The organism is Clavibacter michiganensis (assembly GCF_016907085.1).
Lineage (GTDB): Bacteria > Actinomycetota > Actinomycetes > Actinomycetales > Microbacteriaceae > Clavibacter > Clavibacter michiganensis_O.
In genome coordinates, this window is record NZ_JAFBBJ010000001.1 from 1,001,128 (window position 1) to 1,016,665 (window position 15,538).

At 76.2% G+C, this 15,538-nt stretch carries 16 protein-coding genes; 9 read left to right on the plus strand and 7 right to left on the minus strand.

The window, feature by feature from the left end; translation table 11 throughout:
* Positions 1-6: 6 nt before the first annotated feature.
* Positions 7-1,167: an ABC transporter ATP-binding protein gene (locus tag JOE38_RS04585; protein ID WP_204575064.1), complete on the plus strand. Its 1,161-nt coding sequence runs from the start codon at positions 7-9 to the stop codon at positions 1,165-1,167.
* Positions 1,164-2,747 carry an inositol monophosphatase family protein gene (locus JOE38_RS04590; protein WP_204575065.1) on the plus strand — a complete coding sequence of 528 codons (1,584 nt, stop codon included), beginning with the start codon at positions 1,164-1,166 and terminating at the stop codon, positions 2,745-2,747. Before JOE38_RS04585 ends, JOE38_RS04590 begins: the two co-directional genes overlap by 4 nt.
* Here JOE38_RS04590 and JOE38_RS04595 read toward each other — a convergent pair.
* The gene (locus JOE38_RS04595) at positions 2,744-3,700 is read right to left on the minus strand and encodes an NUDIX domain-containing protein (protein WP_204575066.1); all 957 of its coding nucleotides are present in this window, start codon (positions 3,698-3,700) and stop codon (positions 2,744-2,746) included. The two genes, JOE38_RS04590 and JOE38_RS04595, sit on opposite strands and share 4 nt — an antisense overlap.
* A 40-nt stretch (positions 3,701-3,740) precedes the next feature.
* Here JOE38_RS04595 and JOE38_RS04600 point away from each other — a divergent pair, with 40 nt between their 5' ends.
* Positions 3,741-4,220 (plus strand): hypothetical protein, encoded by a 480-nt coding sequence (locus tag JOE38_RS04600; protein WP_204575067.1) that lies wholly within the window; start codon positions 3,741-3,743, stop codon positions 4,218-4,220.
* Positions 4,221-4,260: 40 nt separating this feature from the next.
* Here the strand turns inward: JOE38_RS04600 and JOE38_RS04605 are convergent, their stop codons facing one another.
* The gene (locus tag JOE38_RS04605; protein WP_239544744.1) at positions 4,261-5,268 is read right to left on the minus strand and encodes an NADP-dependent oxidoreductase; all 1,008 of its coding nucleotides are present in this window, start codon (positions 5,266-5,268) and stop codon (positions 4,261-4,263) included.
* 116 nt (positions 5,269-5,384) lie between these two features.
* On the opposite strand from JOE38_RS04605, the gene JOE38_RS04610 reads away from it, so the two are divergent.
* Both JOE38_RS04610 and JOE38_RS04615 read left to right on the plus strand, forming a co-directional pair.
* A complete protein-coding gene (locus JOE38_RS04610) occupies positions 5,385-6,128 on the plus strand; it encodes a Pr6Pr family membrane protein (protein WP_204575069.1) in 744 nt (247 codons plus the stop codon).
* A gap of 49 nt (positions 6,129-6,177) precedes the next feature.
* On the plus strand, positions 6,178-6,927 hold the full coding sequence (locus JOE38_RS04615; RefSeq protein WP_204575070.1) for a hypothetical protein: 750 nt from the start codon (positions 6,178-6,180) through the stop codon (positions 6,925-6,927).
* Here JOE38_RS04615 and JOE38_RS04620 read toward each other — a convergent pair.
* Entirely contained in the window at positions 6,924-8,417 is a 1,494-nt protein-coding gene (locus JOE38_RS04620; protein WP_204575071.1) for a flavin monoamine oxidase family protein, read from the minus strand. The genes JOE38_RS04615 and JOE38_RS04620 overlap by 4 nt on opposite strands.
* Positions 8,418-8,460: 43 nt before the next feature.
* On the opposite strand from JOE38_RS04620, the gene JOE38_RS04625 reads away from it, so the two are divergent.
* The gene (locus JOE38_RS04625; protein WP_204575072.1) at positions 8,461-8,880 is read left to right on the plus strand and encodes an RNA-binding S4 domain-containing protein; all 420 of its coding nucleotides are present in this window, start codon (positions 8,461-8,463) and stop codon (positions 8,878-8,880) included.
* On the opposite strand, the gene JOE38_RS04630 is transcribed toward JOE38_RS04625, so the two are convergent.
* Positions 8,877-9,851 (minus strand): 3-methyladenine DNA glycosylase, encoded by a 975-nt coding sequence (locus tag JOE38_RS04630; protein WP_204575073.1) that lies wholly within the window; start codon positions 9,849-9,851, stop codon positions 8,877-8,879. The genes JOE38_RS04625 and JOE38_RS04630 overlap by 4 nt on opposite strands.
* Before the next feature lie 91 nt (positions 9,852-9,942).
* Here JOE38_RS04630 and JOE38_RS04635 point away from each other — a divergent pair, with 91 nt between their 5' ends.
* From JOE38_RS04635 to JOE38_RS04645, 3 genes are all read left to right on the plus strand, one after another.
* Entirely contained in the window at positions 9,943-10,377 is a 435-nt protein-coding gene (locus tag JOE38_RS04635; protein ID WP_204575074.1) for a hypothetical protein, read from the plus strand.
* Between the two features lie 221 nt (positions 10,378-10,598).
* Positions 10,599-11,627, plus strand: a complete 1,029-nt coding sequence (locus JOE38_RS04640; RefSeq protein ID WP_204575075.1) for a hypothetical protein — start codon at positions 10,599-10,601, stop codon at positions 11,625-11,627.
* A gap of 74 nt (positions 11,628-11,701) precedes the next feature.
* Positions 11,702-11,959, plus strand: coding sequence for a hypothetical protein (locus tag JOE38_RS04645; RefSeq protein ID WP_204575076.1), 258 nt, complete (start codon positions 11,702-11,704; stop codon positions 11,957-11,959).
* Between the two features lie 72 nt (positions 11,960-12,031).
* On the opposite strand, the gene JOE38_RS04650 is transcribed toward JOE38_RS04645, so the two are convergent.
* From JOE38_RS04650 to JOE38_RS04660, 3 genes are all read right to left on the minus strand, one after another.
* Complete coding sequence (locus JOE38_RS04650; protein WP_204575077.1) at positions 12,032-13,012, minus strand: J domain-containing protein; 981 nt, start codon at positions 13,010-13,012, stop codon at positions 12,032-12,034.
* Entirely contained in the window at positions 13,009-14,673 is a 1,665-nt protein-coding gene (locus JOE38_RS04655; RefSeq protein ID WP_204575078.1) for a stealth family protein, read from the minus strand. The genes JOE38_RS04650 and JOE38_RS04655 overlap by 4 nt, the downstream gene beginning before the upstream one ends.
* A 132-nt stretch (positions 14,674-14,805) precedes the next feature.
* The gene (locus tag JOE38_RS04660) at positions 14,806-15,531 is read right to left on the minus strand and encodes a hypothetical protein (RefSeq protein ID WP_204575079.1); all 726 of its coding nucleotides are present in this window, start codon (positions 15,529-15,531) and stop codon (positions 14,806-14,808) included.
* Positions 15,532-15,538 lie beyond the last annotated feature (7 nt).

Sequence of the window (15,538 nt, forward strand, 5' to 3'; positions counted from 1 at the left end):
ACGGACATGACCTCCTCCCCCACGATCCCCGCCCCCGCGGCCTCCGCGACCGGCGCCCCCGCCACGGCGGGCCTCTCCATCGCGGGCCTGTCGAAGGACCTCGGCGGCCGCACCATCGTCGACGACCTCCACCTCGACGTCGCGCGCGGCGAGCTCGTCGCGCTCCTCGGCCCGTCGGGCTGCGGCAAGACCACGACGCTCCGCATGATCGCGGGGTTCCTCGAGCCCGACCGGGGATCCGTCGTCATCGGCGGCCGCGACGTCACCGCGTCCGGCCCCAACAAGCGGCCGAGCGCGATGGTGTTCCAGAACTACGCGCTCTGGCCGCACCTCACCGTGTTCAAGAACGTGGCCTTCCCGCTCACGCTGCGGAAGCTGCCCAAGGACGAGGTGGCTCGCCGGGTGATGGCCGCGCTCGAGACCGTGAACCTCGCCCACCACGCGCACTCGCGGCCCGCGCACATCTCCGGCGGCGAGCAGCAGCGCGCCGCGCTCGCCCGCGCGATCGTGCAGGAGCCCGACCTGCTGCTCCTCGACGAGCCGCTGTCGAACCTCGACGCAAAGCTGCGCGTGAAGGTGCGCGAGGAGATCCGCGACATCCAGCAGCGCCTGGGGATCACCACCGTGATGGTCACGCACGACCAGGACGAGGCGCTCGCCATCTCCGACCGCGTCGCCGTGATGCACCAGGGCCGCATCGAGCAGGTGTCGGCCCCGACCGAGCTGTACGCCCGGCCGCGGACGCTCGTGGTCGCGTCGTTCATCGGCAGCATGAACCTGCTGCCCGCGCCGCGCCTGCAGGGCACGACGCCCGAGACCCTCACGGCCGGCGCACCCGCGGCCTTCGTCCCGACATCGGCCGACGTGGATGTCTGGGCCGTGCGCCCCGAGGACGTCGCCTACGCGCCGCGCGGCACGCGTCCGGAGCCCGACGCGACGTCCGTGGTCGTCCGCCGCGTCCTGCCGCACGGCCACTTCCAGGAGCTCGTGCTCGACGCGGGCGGCGTGGAGGTCCGGGCGCTCGCGACCGGATCCGCGCCCGCGGTCGGCGAGGCCGGCACCGTGACGCTCCGCGAGGTGCGGCACTACCGGGACGGCATCCTCGTGCCCGGCCACGGCGCCCCCGCCGTGTCGGCTGCGCCCACCGGTGCCGAGGACGCCCGATGACCGCCGCGACCGCCCACCGCGGAGACTCCTCCCGGCACCGCGAGAACACGCTCGCCGCCATCCGCTCGGCGGCCGAGGCCGGCGCGCGGACGGTCGAGGTCGACGTCCACGTCACGCGCGACGGCCGGGTCGTGCTCCTCCACGACGACACGCTCGAGCGCCTCTGGGGCGTCGACGCGCGCGTCGCTGACCTCGACCACGCGGACGTGCGGGCGCTCGGCGGCGGCGACCTCCGGATCCCGCTGCTGGCCGAGGCGCTCGAGCTCCTCGCGGGCACCGACGTCGAGCTCGTGATCGACATGGCCGCGGGGGATCCGGCCGCCGCCGCCCACGCGGTCGTCGCCGCGGCTCCCCGCACGCCGCGCGTCGCCTGGTGCGGGCACCTCGACGGCATGCGCGTGATCCGCGAGCTGGACCCGGAAGCCGTCATCTGGCTGCCGTGGGCCGACCCCCAGCCGCCCACCGCGGACGACCTCGCCGAGCTCCGACCCGCGGTCGTCAACATGCCGCACGTCGTCGTCGGCCGCGCCCTCGTGGACGCCGTGCACGGACTGGGCGCCCGGGTGGCCGCCTGGACCGTCGACGAGCCCGCTCAGATGGAGTGGCTGGCGTCGATCGGCGTGGACGCGATCACCACGAACGAGCTGGCGACGCTCCTCGACGTGCTCGCGCGCCGCGCGGAGGATCCCGCCGCCGCGGACGCCCGCGCGTCGGCGCCCGCCGCCGAGCGGACCCGCGCCCGCGTCGCGGCGCGCGACCTCGCCGCGCGCGCGGTGCACCACGTGCGGTCGCACGAGGTCGGCGCCGTCACGACGAAGGCGAACCCGGCCGACCACGTGACGGAGATCGACCGCGCCGTCGAGCGCGACGTGCGCGCGGTGATCGGAGCGCAGTTCCCGCACCACGTGCTCGTCGGCGAGGAGTACGGCGGCGAGGCCGTGCCCGGTCGCCCGTGCTGGTACCTCGACCCGGTCGACGGCACCGCGAACCTCGCGAACGGCGTGCCGTGGACGAGCTTCTCGCTCGCCCTCGTGGTCGACGGCGAGCCGGTGGTGGGCATCGTCGCGGACCCCTGGCGCGGCACGGTCGTCGAGGCCGCCGCCGGCGAGGGCGCCTGGTCCGCCGGCGCGCGCCTCGACCTGACGGCGACGCCCGGCGGCGTGCACGCGCCCGACGCGGATCCGCTCCGCGGCCGGATGGTGAGCACCGAGCTCGCGGGCCACGCGCCCTGGCCGGGGATGCTCCCCCTGCTCGACGCGCTCGCCGCGCGGTACTGCACGCTGCGGATCATGGGATCCGGCACCCTCACGGTCGCCGGCATCGCGCTCGGCCACGGCGCGGGCGCGGTGATCGGCTCGTTCGGGCCGGTCGACCACCTCGCGGCGACGCTCATCGTGCGCGAGGCCGGGGGCGTGGTGCTCGACGCGGACGGCGAGGACACGCTGTTCCCCGCGTCGGGCGGGGTGCTCGCGGCCCGCGACCGCAGGACCGCCGAGGCGCTGCACGCGCTCTGGCGCGCCGGGATCGTGGACGCGACCTCGGCCGCGCTCCCGTCGGCCGAGCAGGCTCCGGCCGCCTAGCCCGCGTCGCGGTCCGCGCGCGCGTCGAGCAGCGCGCGGATCCGGCCGGGCCCCAGCGCCCGCGCGCCGAGCGCCTCGACCCGCGCGACGAGCCCGCGGTCGGCCGTGACCACCACGACGTCGCGGCCGGCCTCGCGCGCCGCGCCGACCACGCGCACGATCTCGCCGTCGCCGTCCGCCGCGGCCTCCACCACCGCCACGCCGGGGGCGCGCAGCACGGGCGCCGCGGGCTCCTCCGCCGGCACCGCCGGCAGCGCCGCGTCGCGCGCGTGCCCTTCCACGACGGCCACCACGTCCGGCCACCGAACGTCGCCCGGCAGCCCGAGGTCGGCGGCGGGGAGGCCGTCGCGCGCCAGGGCGTCGAGCTCGGCGAGCAGGCGGGAGGTGGATCCGGCGCGGTCGCGCCACCAGCCGTCCGGCCGGGAGCCGAGGAGGTTGGCGGTGTCGACGACCAGCATCACCTCGCGCGCGAGCTCGTCGCGGAGCATCGGCCAGGCCCCGCCGAAGCCCGGGTGCAGCTCGCGGTCGTCGACCTCGTCGACCGGCACCCAGCGCAGCTCGATGCTCTCGGCGTCCGCGACGCGCGGTTCGAACGGACGGACGGTGCGCGCGGTGACGGTCGTGTAGCTCCAGAAGCCGAGGTCGAGCACGGTGGCGAGCACGGGCCGGATCCCCGCGGGAGGGACGCCCGCCTCCTCGGCGGCCTCCCGCGCGGCGCCGTCGACCGCGGACTCGCCCGCATGACGCGCGCCGCCGGGCAGGCCCCACGTGCCGCCGTGGTGGCTCCACGCGACGCGGTGCTGGAGGAGGACGCCGCGATCCGGGTCGTGCACGAGCAGTCCCGCGGCGCCGAACGCGCCCCAGAACCGCTGGCCGTCGGGGCCCTCCACCCACGCGTCGCCGCTGTCGCGATGCGCCCCGCGCGGGGGCTCGGGCGGGCGCTCGGCGGTCATGGATCCACCATCTCACGGGCACCTTCGATAGCGTCGGGGCATGTCGTGCATCAGGTTCACCACCGCCGCGCAGCTCGAGGCCCTGCACCGGACCGCGCCCGCCGTCCTCACCGCGGAGCAGGCCGCGGCGCTGCATCCCGCGCCCGAGGTCACGCCCAGCAAGATCCGCCGGCTGCGCCTGCTCGCCGAGCACCGCGACCCCAAGGTGCGGGAGAGCGTGGCGAGCAGCCTGCACGCGCCCGAGGACGTGCAGCGGGCGCTCGCGCGCGACCCCGACGAGGGCGTCCGCGCGTGCCTCGCCCGGAACCCCCAGGCACCCGTGGCCGTGCTCACGATGCTGGTGGGCGACACGTCCGAGCGCGTGCGCTCCTGGCTGGCCGTCAACGACCAGACGCCGCGCGCCGCCGTCGCCATGCTCGAGTGCGACGAGTCGCCCGCCGTGCGCGACCTGCTGCGCTGGCGCGAGGCGCACATCGAGACGCCGGCCGAGCCGGAGCCCGCCGAGGTCGTCGCGCGCTGACCGCGACGCGCCTCACACGGCGGGCGTCATCCGACCCGCGTCAGGCCCGCCCCTCCGCCACGTCGCGCGCCTTCGTCGTGCTGCGGCGATCGCCCGGGTAGTGCACGGGGCGCATGCCCAGCACGATCTTGCCGCGCGCGTGCCGCCGCTCCAGGTCGTCGAACGCGTCCTGCACCTCGGCCAGCGGGTAGAAGCCCGAGACGAGCACGTCGACCTCGCGCTTGGCCGCGAGCTCCGCGACCGTCGCGAGCGTGCGGGAGCGGTGGACGTCGTCCTCGTCGACGGGCGGCAGGACGGCCTCGAGCTCGAGCTCGCGGCGGTCGTCGCTCGAGCTGAAGCGCTTGCCCGCCACGCCCAGCTCCTCGGCCACGTGCTCGCCGCCGCCGAAGTTGTCGACGAAGCCCTGCACGCCGTTCGGGGCGGCCGCGCGGATCCGGTCGGCCAGGCCGTCGCCGTAGACCACGGGGGTGACGCCGATCTGGCGCAGGTAGTCGAAGTTGCGCTCGCCGCACGTGCCGATGACGCGGGCGCCGCGTCGCATGGCGAGCTGCGCCTCGATGCTGCCCACGCCGCCGGCCGCCGCGGTGACGACGAGCGTGTCGCCCTCGCCGACCGTGACGGCGTGCAGCACGTCGTGCGCGACGAGCCCCGCGAGGAACAGGCCGCCCGCGACCTCCCACGGGAGCTGCGCGGGCTTCAGGACGACGTTGCCCGCGGGCACGACCACGTGCGTCGCGTGCGCGGCCATGACGGTGTGGCCGAGGACGTCCTGGCCCTTCTTGAAGCGGGTGACGCCCTCGCCGACCGCGGCGATGCATCCGGCGAAGTCGCTGCCCTGCCCGTTGGGGAAGGCGGTGGGCACCTCGTCGGGGAACCGGCCCTGACGGATGTACGCCTCGATGTGGTTGATGCCCGCCGCGAAGACCTCGACGAGGACCTCGCCGGGGCCGGGCGACGGACGCGGGATGTCGACGACCTCGAGGACGTCGACGCCGCCGAAGGACCCGAACTGCACCTGCTGGCTGGTGGATCGCGATGAAGGGCTCATGCGCGTCATCCTGCCGCTCCCGCCCGCGACGCGCGAGGGCACGGAGCCGATCGTGAGACCTCGTTCGTACACTGGACGCGGCGGGCCTGCCCGGAGTCGGCCGCGATCGGAGTCACGTGCAGAGGATCCTCGGTGGCGTGCGCCTGGTCGCCGCGATCGTCGTGGTCGCCGCGCTCGTCGCCGACTTCGACTACGTGCAGGGCTTCACGACCTTCGCGGCCGAGAACTGGTTCAGCTACTTCACGACGCAGAGCGGGATGGCGGGCGCCGTGGTGCTCGCGGCTTCCGGGCTGCACGCGCTGCGCGGCGGCGTCGAGCCGAGGCTGATGGCGGCCGTGCGCGCGGTGGTGCTGAGCTACGTCGTGGTGTCCGGCGTGGTCTTCGGGCTCATCGTGCTGGAGTCGAGCTCGCAGGCCTACTACGTCGAGGTGCCGTGGTCGAGCCGGCTGCTGCACTTCGTGATCCCCGCCTACGCGCTCCTCGACTGGACCCTCGCCCCCGGCCGTCCGCGCGTCACGTGGAAGGCCGTCGGCTGGGCGATGCTCTTCCCGGTCGCCTGGTGCGCGTTCACGGAGGTCCGCGGTCCGCGCGTCGGCTGGTACCCCTACTTCTTCCTGGATCCCGCGCAGGTCGGGGTGCCGTTCGAGATCGCCGCCTGGCTGGCGCTCGTCGCGGGCGTGCTGGCGGGGGTGTCCGCGCTCGTCGTGGCGCTCAGCCGCGTGCGGCCGGCGGGGGTCGGGACCCGAGACGGCGCGCGATCGGGGGGCGGGGAGCCGGACCGGGTGGACGGCGCGCCCGCGCCCGTCTCGACGCCCGCGTCCGCGTCGACGCCGCGCGAGACGGCGGCCGCCGAGCGCTGAGCGTCCGCCGCGCCGGGACGGGCGGATGCGCACGTGCGAGCCTGGGGGCATGACCGCTCCCGACGACCCCCGGGCCCCGGACGACGACCGCCCCGCCCTCGAGCTGCGCTGGCCGACCGTGATGACCGACGGCGGCGACCCGGAGGCCCCGGTCGTCGACGTCGTGAACGTCGGCACCGAGCGGTGGATCCCCCGGGAGGGCGACGCCCTCCTGGCGTTCGGCGCGTTCACGGAGCCCGGCGCGCCCGCGCCCGGGATCCCCTTCGCCTTCGCGGGCGGGCCGCGCGGTGCGGTGGCGCTGGATCCCGGCGACAGCACGCGCGTGCCCGTCGCGATCCCGGCCGGCGACTGGGCCGAGCTGCGCCCGGGCCCGCACGACCTCCACGCCGCGCTCGTCGGGCCGCACGCGCGTCGGGCCGGCCCCCTCCGCGTGACCGTCACGGCCGAGGGCATCGCGCGCCGCCGCCCCGTCGCGACGTCGGGACGGCCGCCGACGGACTCCGACATGCGCCGCTCGTACGACGCGCGCATCGCCTGGCTCCGGACGCGCGTCGCCGCCGCCGACGCGCTCGTGCCCCTCGGCTCCGAGCTCGCCGCGGTCGCGTCCCGGGCCGAGGCCGTGGCACGGATCCGCCTGCTGCTCGACCTCGACGAGGAGCACGCCCAGCTCGTGCTGCACACGCAGCTGCAGGACCTCCTGCCGTACTCGGCGGAGGCGACCCGCCGGGAGGTCGCCGAGGCCGTGACGCGGCGGGACGCGCTCGGGCCGGAGCCCGCGGAGGAGCCGGATCCGGCCTAGGGCGTCGGGGTGGCGCTCGGGCCCGGCTCCGGGGTGGCCGTCCCCAGCGCGAGGAGCGCCGGATCCGCGAACGGCGCGAGCGAGCGCAGCGCCGCCGACCGCAGCGCCGGGTCGTCCATGGCCGCGACCCGCTCCGCCGCCGCCGCGCCCACCTCGGCCATCAGCACGGGCTCGCCCGAGATCGGCATGAGGTTGTACCAGCGCGTGAAGCTTCCGCCGGCGTCGTAGGAGGTCCAGACCGTGGCCGCTGTCGACCAGAACGGCTCGGCGAAGCGCAGCCAGATCCGGTCGGCGCGGCCGCGGCCGAGCGCGCGGATGGCGACGTCGTGGGAGGACGGCAGCGCCGGGTCGAAGGCGATCGCGCCCTCCTGCAGCACGCCGAGCGGCACCGTGACGACCACGCGGTCGACCGAGAGCGACTCGCCGGATCCCAGCCGCAGCCCCACCCGGCCGTTGCCGAAGGCGATGCGGGTGACCGTGGACTCCCGCAGCACGTCGATGTCCTGGTCGCGCAGCAGGTGCTGCACGAGGCCCGCGAAGCCGCCCGTGACGGCGACGTTGCCGACGGGCGCCGGCTCGTCGAGGCCGCGGGCGCCGGACAGCTCGTCGGGGGACGCGCCGTGGGCGATCGCGACGTCGGTCGCGAGGAGCGCGGCGAGGCGGGCGGCGGGCGACGCGGCGCCGCCCTCCGTGGAGAGCGCTTCGCCGCCGGTCTCGCGCAGGGCCGCCGCGAGGCTCACGGCGCCGGGCTGCGCGCGGGCCCGGGCCTGCGCGGCGGCGAGGGCGTCGGATCCGGCGGTCGAGGGCTCCAGCACCGCGCCGTCGGGTCCGCGGCTCTCGGCGACGAGCGCGAGGCCGTACCGGGTGATGCCGGCGGCCTCGAGCGCGTCCCGCAGGAGGTCGTCGTGGTCCGCGGCGATCCAGAGGGCGCCGAGCTCCGCGGGGTGCGGCCAGTCGGTGCCGCCGGCCGCGCGGATCCGGCCGCCGAGCTCGGCGCGCGCCTCGACGAGGACGACGTCGTGCCCGGCGTCGCGGAGGGCGCGGGCCGCAGCGGTGCCCGCGATGCCGGCGCCGACGACCGCGACGCGCTCGGATCCGGCGCCCGCGCGATCCACCTCCCCCGCCGCGCGGAGCCCCGACGCGTAGGCGCCCGCGACCGTGCCGGGGCGGTCGGCGCTCGTGGCCTCGCCGGCGAAGAACACGCGGTCCTCGATCGGGCGGGCGAGCGCCTCGCGGTCGGCGGTCGTGGCGCCGGGTCGGAGGAAGCTGCCGGATCCGCGCGCGAAGGGGTCGCCCGCCCAGTCGGAGCGCGCGAAGGCGACGGGCTCCGGCAGTCCGGCGGCTCCCACGGTGGGCGTGGGGGTCGGCGTCGTCGAGGGGGTGGCCGTGGGGGTCGCGGGCGTCGGCTTCGTCCGCGTGCACGCCGCGAGCCCGAGGAGCGACAGCCCCGACACGGACGCGGTGAGGAGGGTGCGGCGGGAGATCGACATGCTCGGGCCAGCGTACCGGGGAGCCGTCGCCTAGGGTCGGAGCATGCCGTCCGACGCCGCCCCGCCTCCCGCGGGCGCCGCGCAGTCCGCCGTCCGCGTCGACAGCTGGCTCTGGGCGGTGCGCGTCTACAAGACCCGGTCGCAGGCCACGGCCGCCTGCCGGGCCGGGCACGTCAAGGTCGGCGACGAGCGCGCGAAGGCGTCGCAGCCGGTGCGTCCCGGCGTCGAGGTGCGCGTGCGCGTCGCGGGCGCCGAGCGGATCCTGGTGGTGCGCCGCACGCTCGTGAAGCGCGTGGGTCCCGCGATCGCCGCGGAGGCGATGACCGACCTCACTCCCGCGCCGCCCCCGCGCGACGCCGCGCCCGCGACGGTCGTGCGCGACCGCGGCGCCGGACGCCCGACGAAGCGCGACCGGCGCGAGATCGAGCGGCTGCGCGACCCGGAGGGGATGCGCGGGCGCTAGAGCCCGGCGTCCGCCGCGCGACGGGCGTGCGCGAGCTCCGCGAGGATCCGCGCCCGCAGCCCGTTCGACCGCTCGGCGAACCCGCGCTGCTCCGCGGCGTAGCGCGCCTTGCCCGCGGGCTCCTCGATCCGCACGGCCTCGAGCCCGAGGCCCGACACGTCGTACGGGCTCGCGCGCATGTCGAGCGAGCGGATGTCGCGGGCCAGCTCGAACGCGTCGAGCAGCGTCTCGCCGGGCACGAGCGGGCCGAGCTTGGTCGCCCACTTGTAGACGTCCATGCCGGCGTGCAGGCAGCCGGGCTGCTCGAGCTCCGGCTGCGTCTCGCGGGTCGGCGCGAGCGCGTTCCGCGGCACGGCCTCGGGCGTGAAGAAGCGGAACGCGTCGATGTGGGTGCACGCGAGCCTGTGCGTCTCGACGACCTCGTCGGTGGCCGCGGATCCGAGGCGCAGCGGCAGCCGCTCGTGCCGCTGCTCGCCGGGCCCCACCCTGTAGACCATCGCCCACTCGTGCAGGCCGAAGCAGGAGAAGCGGCCGGGGCGCGCGGCGGTGCGGCCGAGGATCCGCTCGATGAAGGAGGCGGTGGATCCGCGCGCCTCGAGGTACGCGGACGCCTCGACGCGCACTCCACCCGCCGCCCGCTCCTCGTCCGCGACGTACCAGCGCCAGGCCGCGCGCTCGTCGCCCGCCGCGTCCGCGAGCGCGACGCCCGCGCCCGGGTGCCACCGCCGCAGGAGCGACGGCTTGTGCGGGTAGTAGGTGAAGAGGAAGTCGTCGACCTCGTGGGTGCGGCCGGCGAGGCGGCGCGCGCGGAAGCCCGCGGAGAAGGCGTCGGCGCGGTCGGCGTGCCGGGCGGCGCGCTCGCGCCAGGCGGCGGGATCCAGGACCGCGGGCAGGTCGCGCGCCTCCGGGTCGACCGCGAGGGCCGCCGGGACCGTCGCCGCGGAGGGCGCGAGGTCGGCGGCGGGGGTCATCCGTCGAGGCTACCCGCGGCGCCTCCCGGGATCCGCCCGGGGGCGCGGAACGGGGGCTCGCCGGAGGCCCGTGCCCGGATAGCATGAGCGCATGGATGACGACTCCCTTCTCACGCCTCCCGGCGTCGCCGGCTACACGATCACCGAGATCGTCGAGAGCGAGTCGGGCGGCGAGCCCCTCTTCATCTCCGCGATCCACCTCGACGGCGAGCACGTCGCCAACTGGATCTCCACCGACCTCGACGAGGACGACGGCATCGTCGCCGACCTCGACCACGCGTTCGGCGGCCCGGCCACCGACCGCATGTTCCGCCAGGCCGCCGCGATCTTCCCGGACGCGGTGCTGTCCGAGATCCTCCCCGAGCTCGTGAGCTTCCTCTGGGTCGTGGCCGACGTCGCGGGCGTCGCCGACGACCAGGACCTCGACTTCGAGGCCGCCATCCGCATCGTCGCGGCGGACGGCGACCTCGACGCCCAGGACCGCGACCTGCTCGGTCGCCTCGACAGCCTGAAGCGCATCGACTGAGTCGCGATCCCCGAGCGCGCCGTCCGCATCGCGGGCGGCGCGCTCGTGCGTGGGCCGCGGGTGTGGACGGGGCGGGCGCCCCGGGCGACGGGCGCCCTACCGTGGACCTCCCGTCCCGATCCGGCCGGCGGCCTCGCCCACGGCCCCGGGACGCGGGGCGCCCGACGGCGCATCACGAGCGCCGGACAGCCGGCGCCCCACGGGGAGAGGCCGAGCACCGCATGATCAACGAGACCCTCATCGACACGCCTCCGCAGCTGTGGCGCACCTCGGAGCTGGTCGACAACGCCCGGCGCTACGTCGACGGCATCGACGCCCGCACGCCCGACCGCCTGTTCCTCGCCCTGAACACGCTCACGCTGGTGCTGGCCCGCTCGGGCCGGGCAGCGCAGGCGTCCGAGCTGCTGGATCGCGGGATCCGGGCGGCCGACCGGCTCATGCGCGCGGACGCGGACGCGATCCGGTTCGGCGTCGAGTGCGTGATCAACCACGCCGACCTCCTGCGGTACGCAGGTCAGCCGCGTGCCGCGATCGCGCTCCTGCGGGAGGTGCACGAGCTGTCCGGCGGCCGGCAGCCGGATCGCGCGGAGATCCTCGGGGTGGATCTCGTGCGCGGCCGGGACGCGAGCCCGGCGGTGATCGGCGGCGCCATGTTCATGCTGCGGCTGCGCAGCCGGATCTCGCTGCTCAAGACCCTCGTCGCGGTCGGCGACGAGGCCGAGGCGCTCGCGTTCGCCCGGTCCGCGGCCGAGGACAGCCGCGACGGGGGCGGCCCGCTGCTCGACGCGGCGCTCGACTACGTCGCGGCACTCGACGACGACGCGCCCGCCGCCGCGCCGGGCTCGCCTCCCGCCACGGCCGTCGAGGTCTGCCAGCTGATCCGCGCCCGGTCCCGGGTGGGACGTCCGATCCTCCCCGTCGCGGAGTTCGACGCCGCCGTCGACCGCGTCGTCGCGGCCACGACGATGCACAACCCGCGCACCCCGATCCTCTGGCGGGTGGCCCACGCCCGTGCGGCGGGTCTCGACGCACGCGTCGAGCAGCACGTGGCGCTCATGGGCGACGCCTGCGTCGCGGCCGGGGACAAGCGCCTGCACGAGCGCGCCCTGCTGTTCGCCGGTCGGGAGGTCGGGGAGGCGCGTGCGCTCTTCCCGGATCCGCGTCCGGACGCCGGGGAGCTCGACGCGCTCGCCCGCGCCTTCGCCCGCTGCGTCGACGAGCTCGACGCGCCGCTCGCCCCCGCCGTCTGACCGCGCCCGCCCGTCCGCGGCCGCCCGTCCGCGCCGGCCCGGACGCGCGCGGGGCTCCGGCGTACGGTCGAGGGATGAGCGACTCCGACATCGATCCCCTGTCCACCGTCCAGGGCGCCCCCGGCGTCACGCAGGCCATGCCCGGCGAGGGCGACTCCGACGCCAGCGTCGGCGGCACGGTCCCCGACGGCGAGAGCATCCAGCACGTCGACGACGACGAGGCGCCCGGCGACGGGGGTCTCTCCAGCGGCGGCGACTCGCTCGGCTCCGACGAGGACGCGGCCGACACGGGCGCGGGTTCGGGCGACGCGCCCACCGACCTGCCGGCCTGATCCACCGCACCGCCCGAGGGCCCGCCGTGATCCGTCACGGCGGGCCCTCGTGCGCGCGCCGGCGGGCCCGGGTCAGCCCGCGGCGGGCCCCAGCAGCGTCAGCCGCTCGCGGAGGAGCGCCCGGACGGCGTAGGGATCCGCGACGCTCAGCCGCCCCTCCTCGGAGACGCCGTCGCGCAAGACGAGCGGAAGGACGGATCGGCGGACGACGAGCGCGCCCCGGTTGCGTCCGCGCTCCACACGCTCGACGGGCTGCGCGAGCGCGTCGTCCGGCACGACGACCACCGCGGCCGCGAAGCGCACGCCCGCGGAGGCCGCGAGGGCCCGCGCGGCACCGACCAGCCACGTGACGGGCGCGTCGCCCGGGGCGAACGCGCCCTCGGGATCCGCCGCGACGGGCTGCAGCTCGCCGCGCACGAGCTGGACGTCCGTGCCCCAGTCCTCGGAGCTGAGCGCGAAGAGGCCCGCGGGCGCGAGCACGACGTGGTCGACCTTGCCGGCTCCGGCGAGCGGCCGGACGTCGTGGAAGATCGTGGCGCCCATGCCGAGCGACGCCGCGGCGCGCGCGGTCGCCTCCTCGGCCAGGGCCTTCGCGAGCAGCCAGCGGACGTCGCGCGGGGCGCGGCGCACGAGCTCGGGCGACCAGGGATCCACGCCCGGGTCGGCGCCCGGCGCGACGCCCTGCCAGTCGGCGACGCGGTCGAGGTAGTGGGCCCGGGCGAGCGCGCCCGCGACGCCGTGGACGGCCGCGCCGATGCGGGTGCCGGATCCGGGCGCGGGCGCGTATCCGGCCTCGTCCGGGCCGAGCGGCTCGTCGTCGGCGGCGGACGCGCGCCCCTGCCCGCGATCGTAGGCGGCGCGGTCGTCGGGATCCCCCACGAGCTCCCACGCGCGCTGCACCGCGTGGAACAGGTGCGCCTCGCCGCCCGTGTCGGGGTGGGTCGCGCGGACGAGCCGGCGGTACGCGGCGCGGAGGGTCGCGGTGTCCGCGGCGGGATCCACGCCGAGCACCTCGTACGGCGTGCGGTCGGCGGGGCTGCCCGCGCGGCTCACTCCGCGGGAGAGGCGGGCGCGTCGGCGGCGGCCTCGTCCTGGACCTCCGCCTCCCACGGCGCCGGGATGCCGTAGTAGCGCTCGAGGAAGTCCTGCACGCGCGCCTGGCGCTCATCGGCGGGCACCTCGGGGAAGGAGCCGTCGTTGAGGCAGAAGAAGTCCTGCGAGCGGCGCTTGAGGAGACCGGGGAGCATGTCCAGCCCGGCGCGCGACGTGGTGTCGACGTAGGCGACCTTGGCGTTCTCCTGCTGCACCGCGCGCGCGGTCATCTGCGCGTAGTAGTGGTACAGCGAGTTGGTGACCGAGATGTCGGTGCTCGAGCGGAAGCGGCTGAGCTGCGTGCGGTGGAAGTCCTCCGCGAACTCCTGCTCGAGCTCCAGCAGCACGCTCTTGCGCAGCGGCGTGGCGGCGTGCTCGAGGTGGCGCGTGATGAGGCGGCCGAAGCGGTCCATGAGCAGGCGCCGGTTGACGCGCGCCGAGTTCTCGAAGCCGCTGCGGTCGGAGTCGTTGTCGCCCAGGCCGATGCGGGTGGACGCCTCGATGAACTTGGTGATCCCGCCGGGCGAAAAGAACATGCCGGGCTGCACCGGGCGGCCGAAGAACATGTCGTCGTTCGAGTAGAGGAAGTGCTCGCTGAGGCCGGGGATGTGCTGGAGCTGCGACTCGACGGCCTGCGAGTTGTGCGTGGGCAGGGCGGCGGGATCCGTGAAGAACTCCTCGCTGCGCACGAACGTGACGGCGGGTTGGTCGGCCAGCCACGACGGCTTCGGCGAGTCGGTGACGATGAAGATCCGGCGCACCCACGGCGCGAACAGGTAGACGGAACGGAGCGCGTACTTGAGCTCGTCGATCTGGCGGAAGCGCGCCTCGGAGTCGTCGCCCTCGCCGACCACGACGTCCTTCATGCGCTCGGCGCGACGCTTCTGGAACTCGGGGTCGTTGCCGTCGACCCAGGAGAAGACCATGTCGATGTCGAACGTGATGTCGGACGCCTGCGCGTCGAACATGCCGCGGAGCGTCTTCCACTCGTGGCCGTACATCTCGACCGTGGTGGGGACCACCTCGGCGGCGGGGAGGATCTCGCGGGTGAGCGAGTTCTCGACCGGCCAGACGATGGTCTCGCCCTCGAAGCGGAAGAACTGCAGCTCGACGGCGGTGGACGCGCCGTAGGCCAGGAGGCCCACCGGCTCGATGCGCGGGCGGTAGAGGCGGAAGATGCCGGCGTCGGGATTGTCGGTGAGGCGGCCGTCGGCGACGAGCAGCGGCGGGCGGCGGCGGCCGTCGACGGTCTTCGCGTAGAGCGGCTCGTCCGCGCACGCGGCGACGAGGGCGCGCACCACGGTGTCGCGGTTCGCCACGTCGATGGCGATGACCGGGCGCTCGTCGTTGCCGCGGATCAGCCAGAAGTCGATGCCGGTCGCGAGCAGCGCGTCCCGGATGAAGAGGAGGTCGGTGACGAGCGCCTGGTGCGGCGTGAGCGTGCGGTTGACGAGGGTCGCGAGGCCCTTGCGGACGACGACGTCCGGGCGGTGGTGCGTGGTGGGCCACGTGGCGGGCGCGGGAGCGACCGCGTCGTCCTGGCGGGAGTACTCCTCCTCGCTGGTGGCGGGATCGACCGTCGGCTCGAGCGCTACGTTGAACTGCCGTGCGCTGCCCGCCATGGATCATCCCCTTGGTGCTTCTCGTGTGCCTGATGCGTGCGCCCGACCCGACGGGTGGCGACGCGCCATTCTACCGAGCCGGGGCCAGCGCCCCCGGTCGGGGGCGGTCAGCGGATGAGGGACGTCCGGCTCTCAGCCCTCGACGTCGGCGGCCGGGAGGGCGTCGACCTCCCAGACCACCGGCTCCGCGAGGAACGGGTGCGTGGCGGGGTCCGGCGTCTGGAGGATCGTGCGCGGGACGTCGTGCCAGCGCAGCTCCGCGAGCTCCTGGCCGACGGGGACCGCGTAGACGACGCACTGCATCCGCTCCTCCACGTCGTGTCCGTCCTCCAGGCCGAGGTCGGGGACCTCGTAGGGGCACTCGGCGTCGTCGGAGATGCCGCCGAGCTGGCGCTGGATGATGTCGACCTCGGTGCCGTCGGCGAGGAACGGGCGGAGGACCGGGCCGTTCTGCGGGCCGGCCTGGCCCTGGAGCCACCGGGTCTGCACGAACGCGAAGAAGGGGGTGCGGTCGGCGAACCGCGCGCCGTCCTCGTAGCCGGACCAGTAGGTGGGCTGCCCCTCGGCGACGCCCAGCAGTGTCGTCGCGACCACGTCGTCCGTCGCGCCGGTCTCGTCGACGCTCGGCAGGGCGACCACCTCGCCGAGGGCGACGCGCTGGCCGGGGGTGACCGTGGGCGCGGCGGCGGGGTCCATCGTCACGGCGTCGAACGGCGGCGCGGGCGGGCCGTCGGGTCCGACGGAGCAGCCCGCCAGGAGGAGGGATGCGGCGAGCGCGGATCCGGTCGCGGCGAGCGCGGCGCGGCCGCGGGATCGACGGCGGGGACGGGCGGCGTGGACGGTGGTGCGGATGCTCATGGTCTCC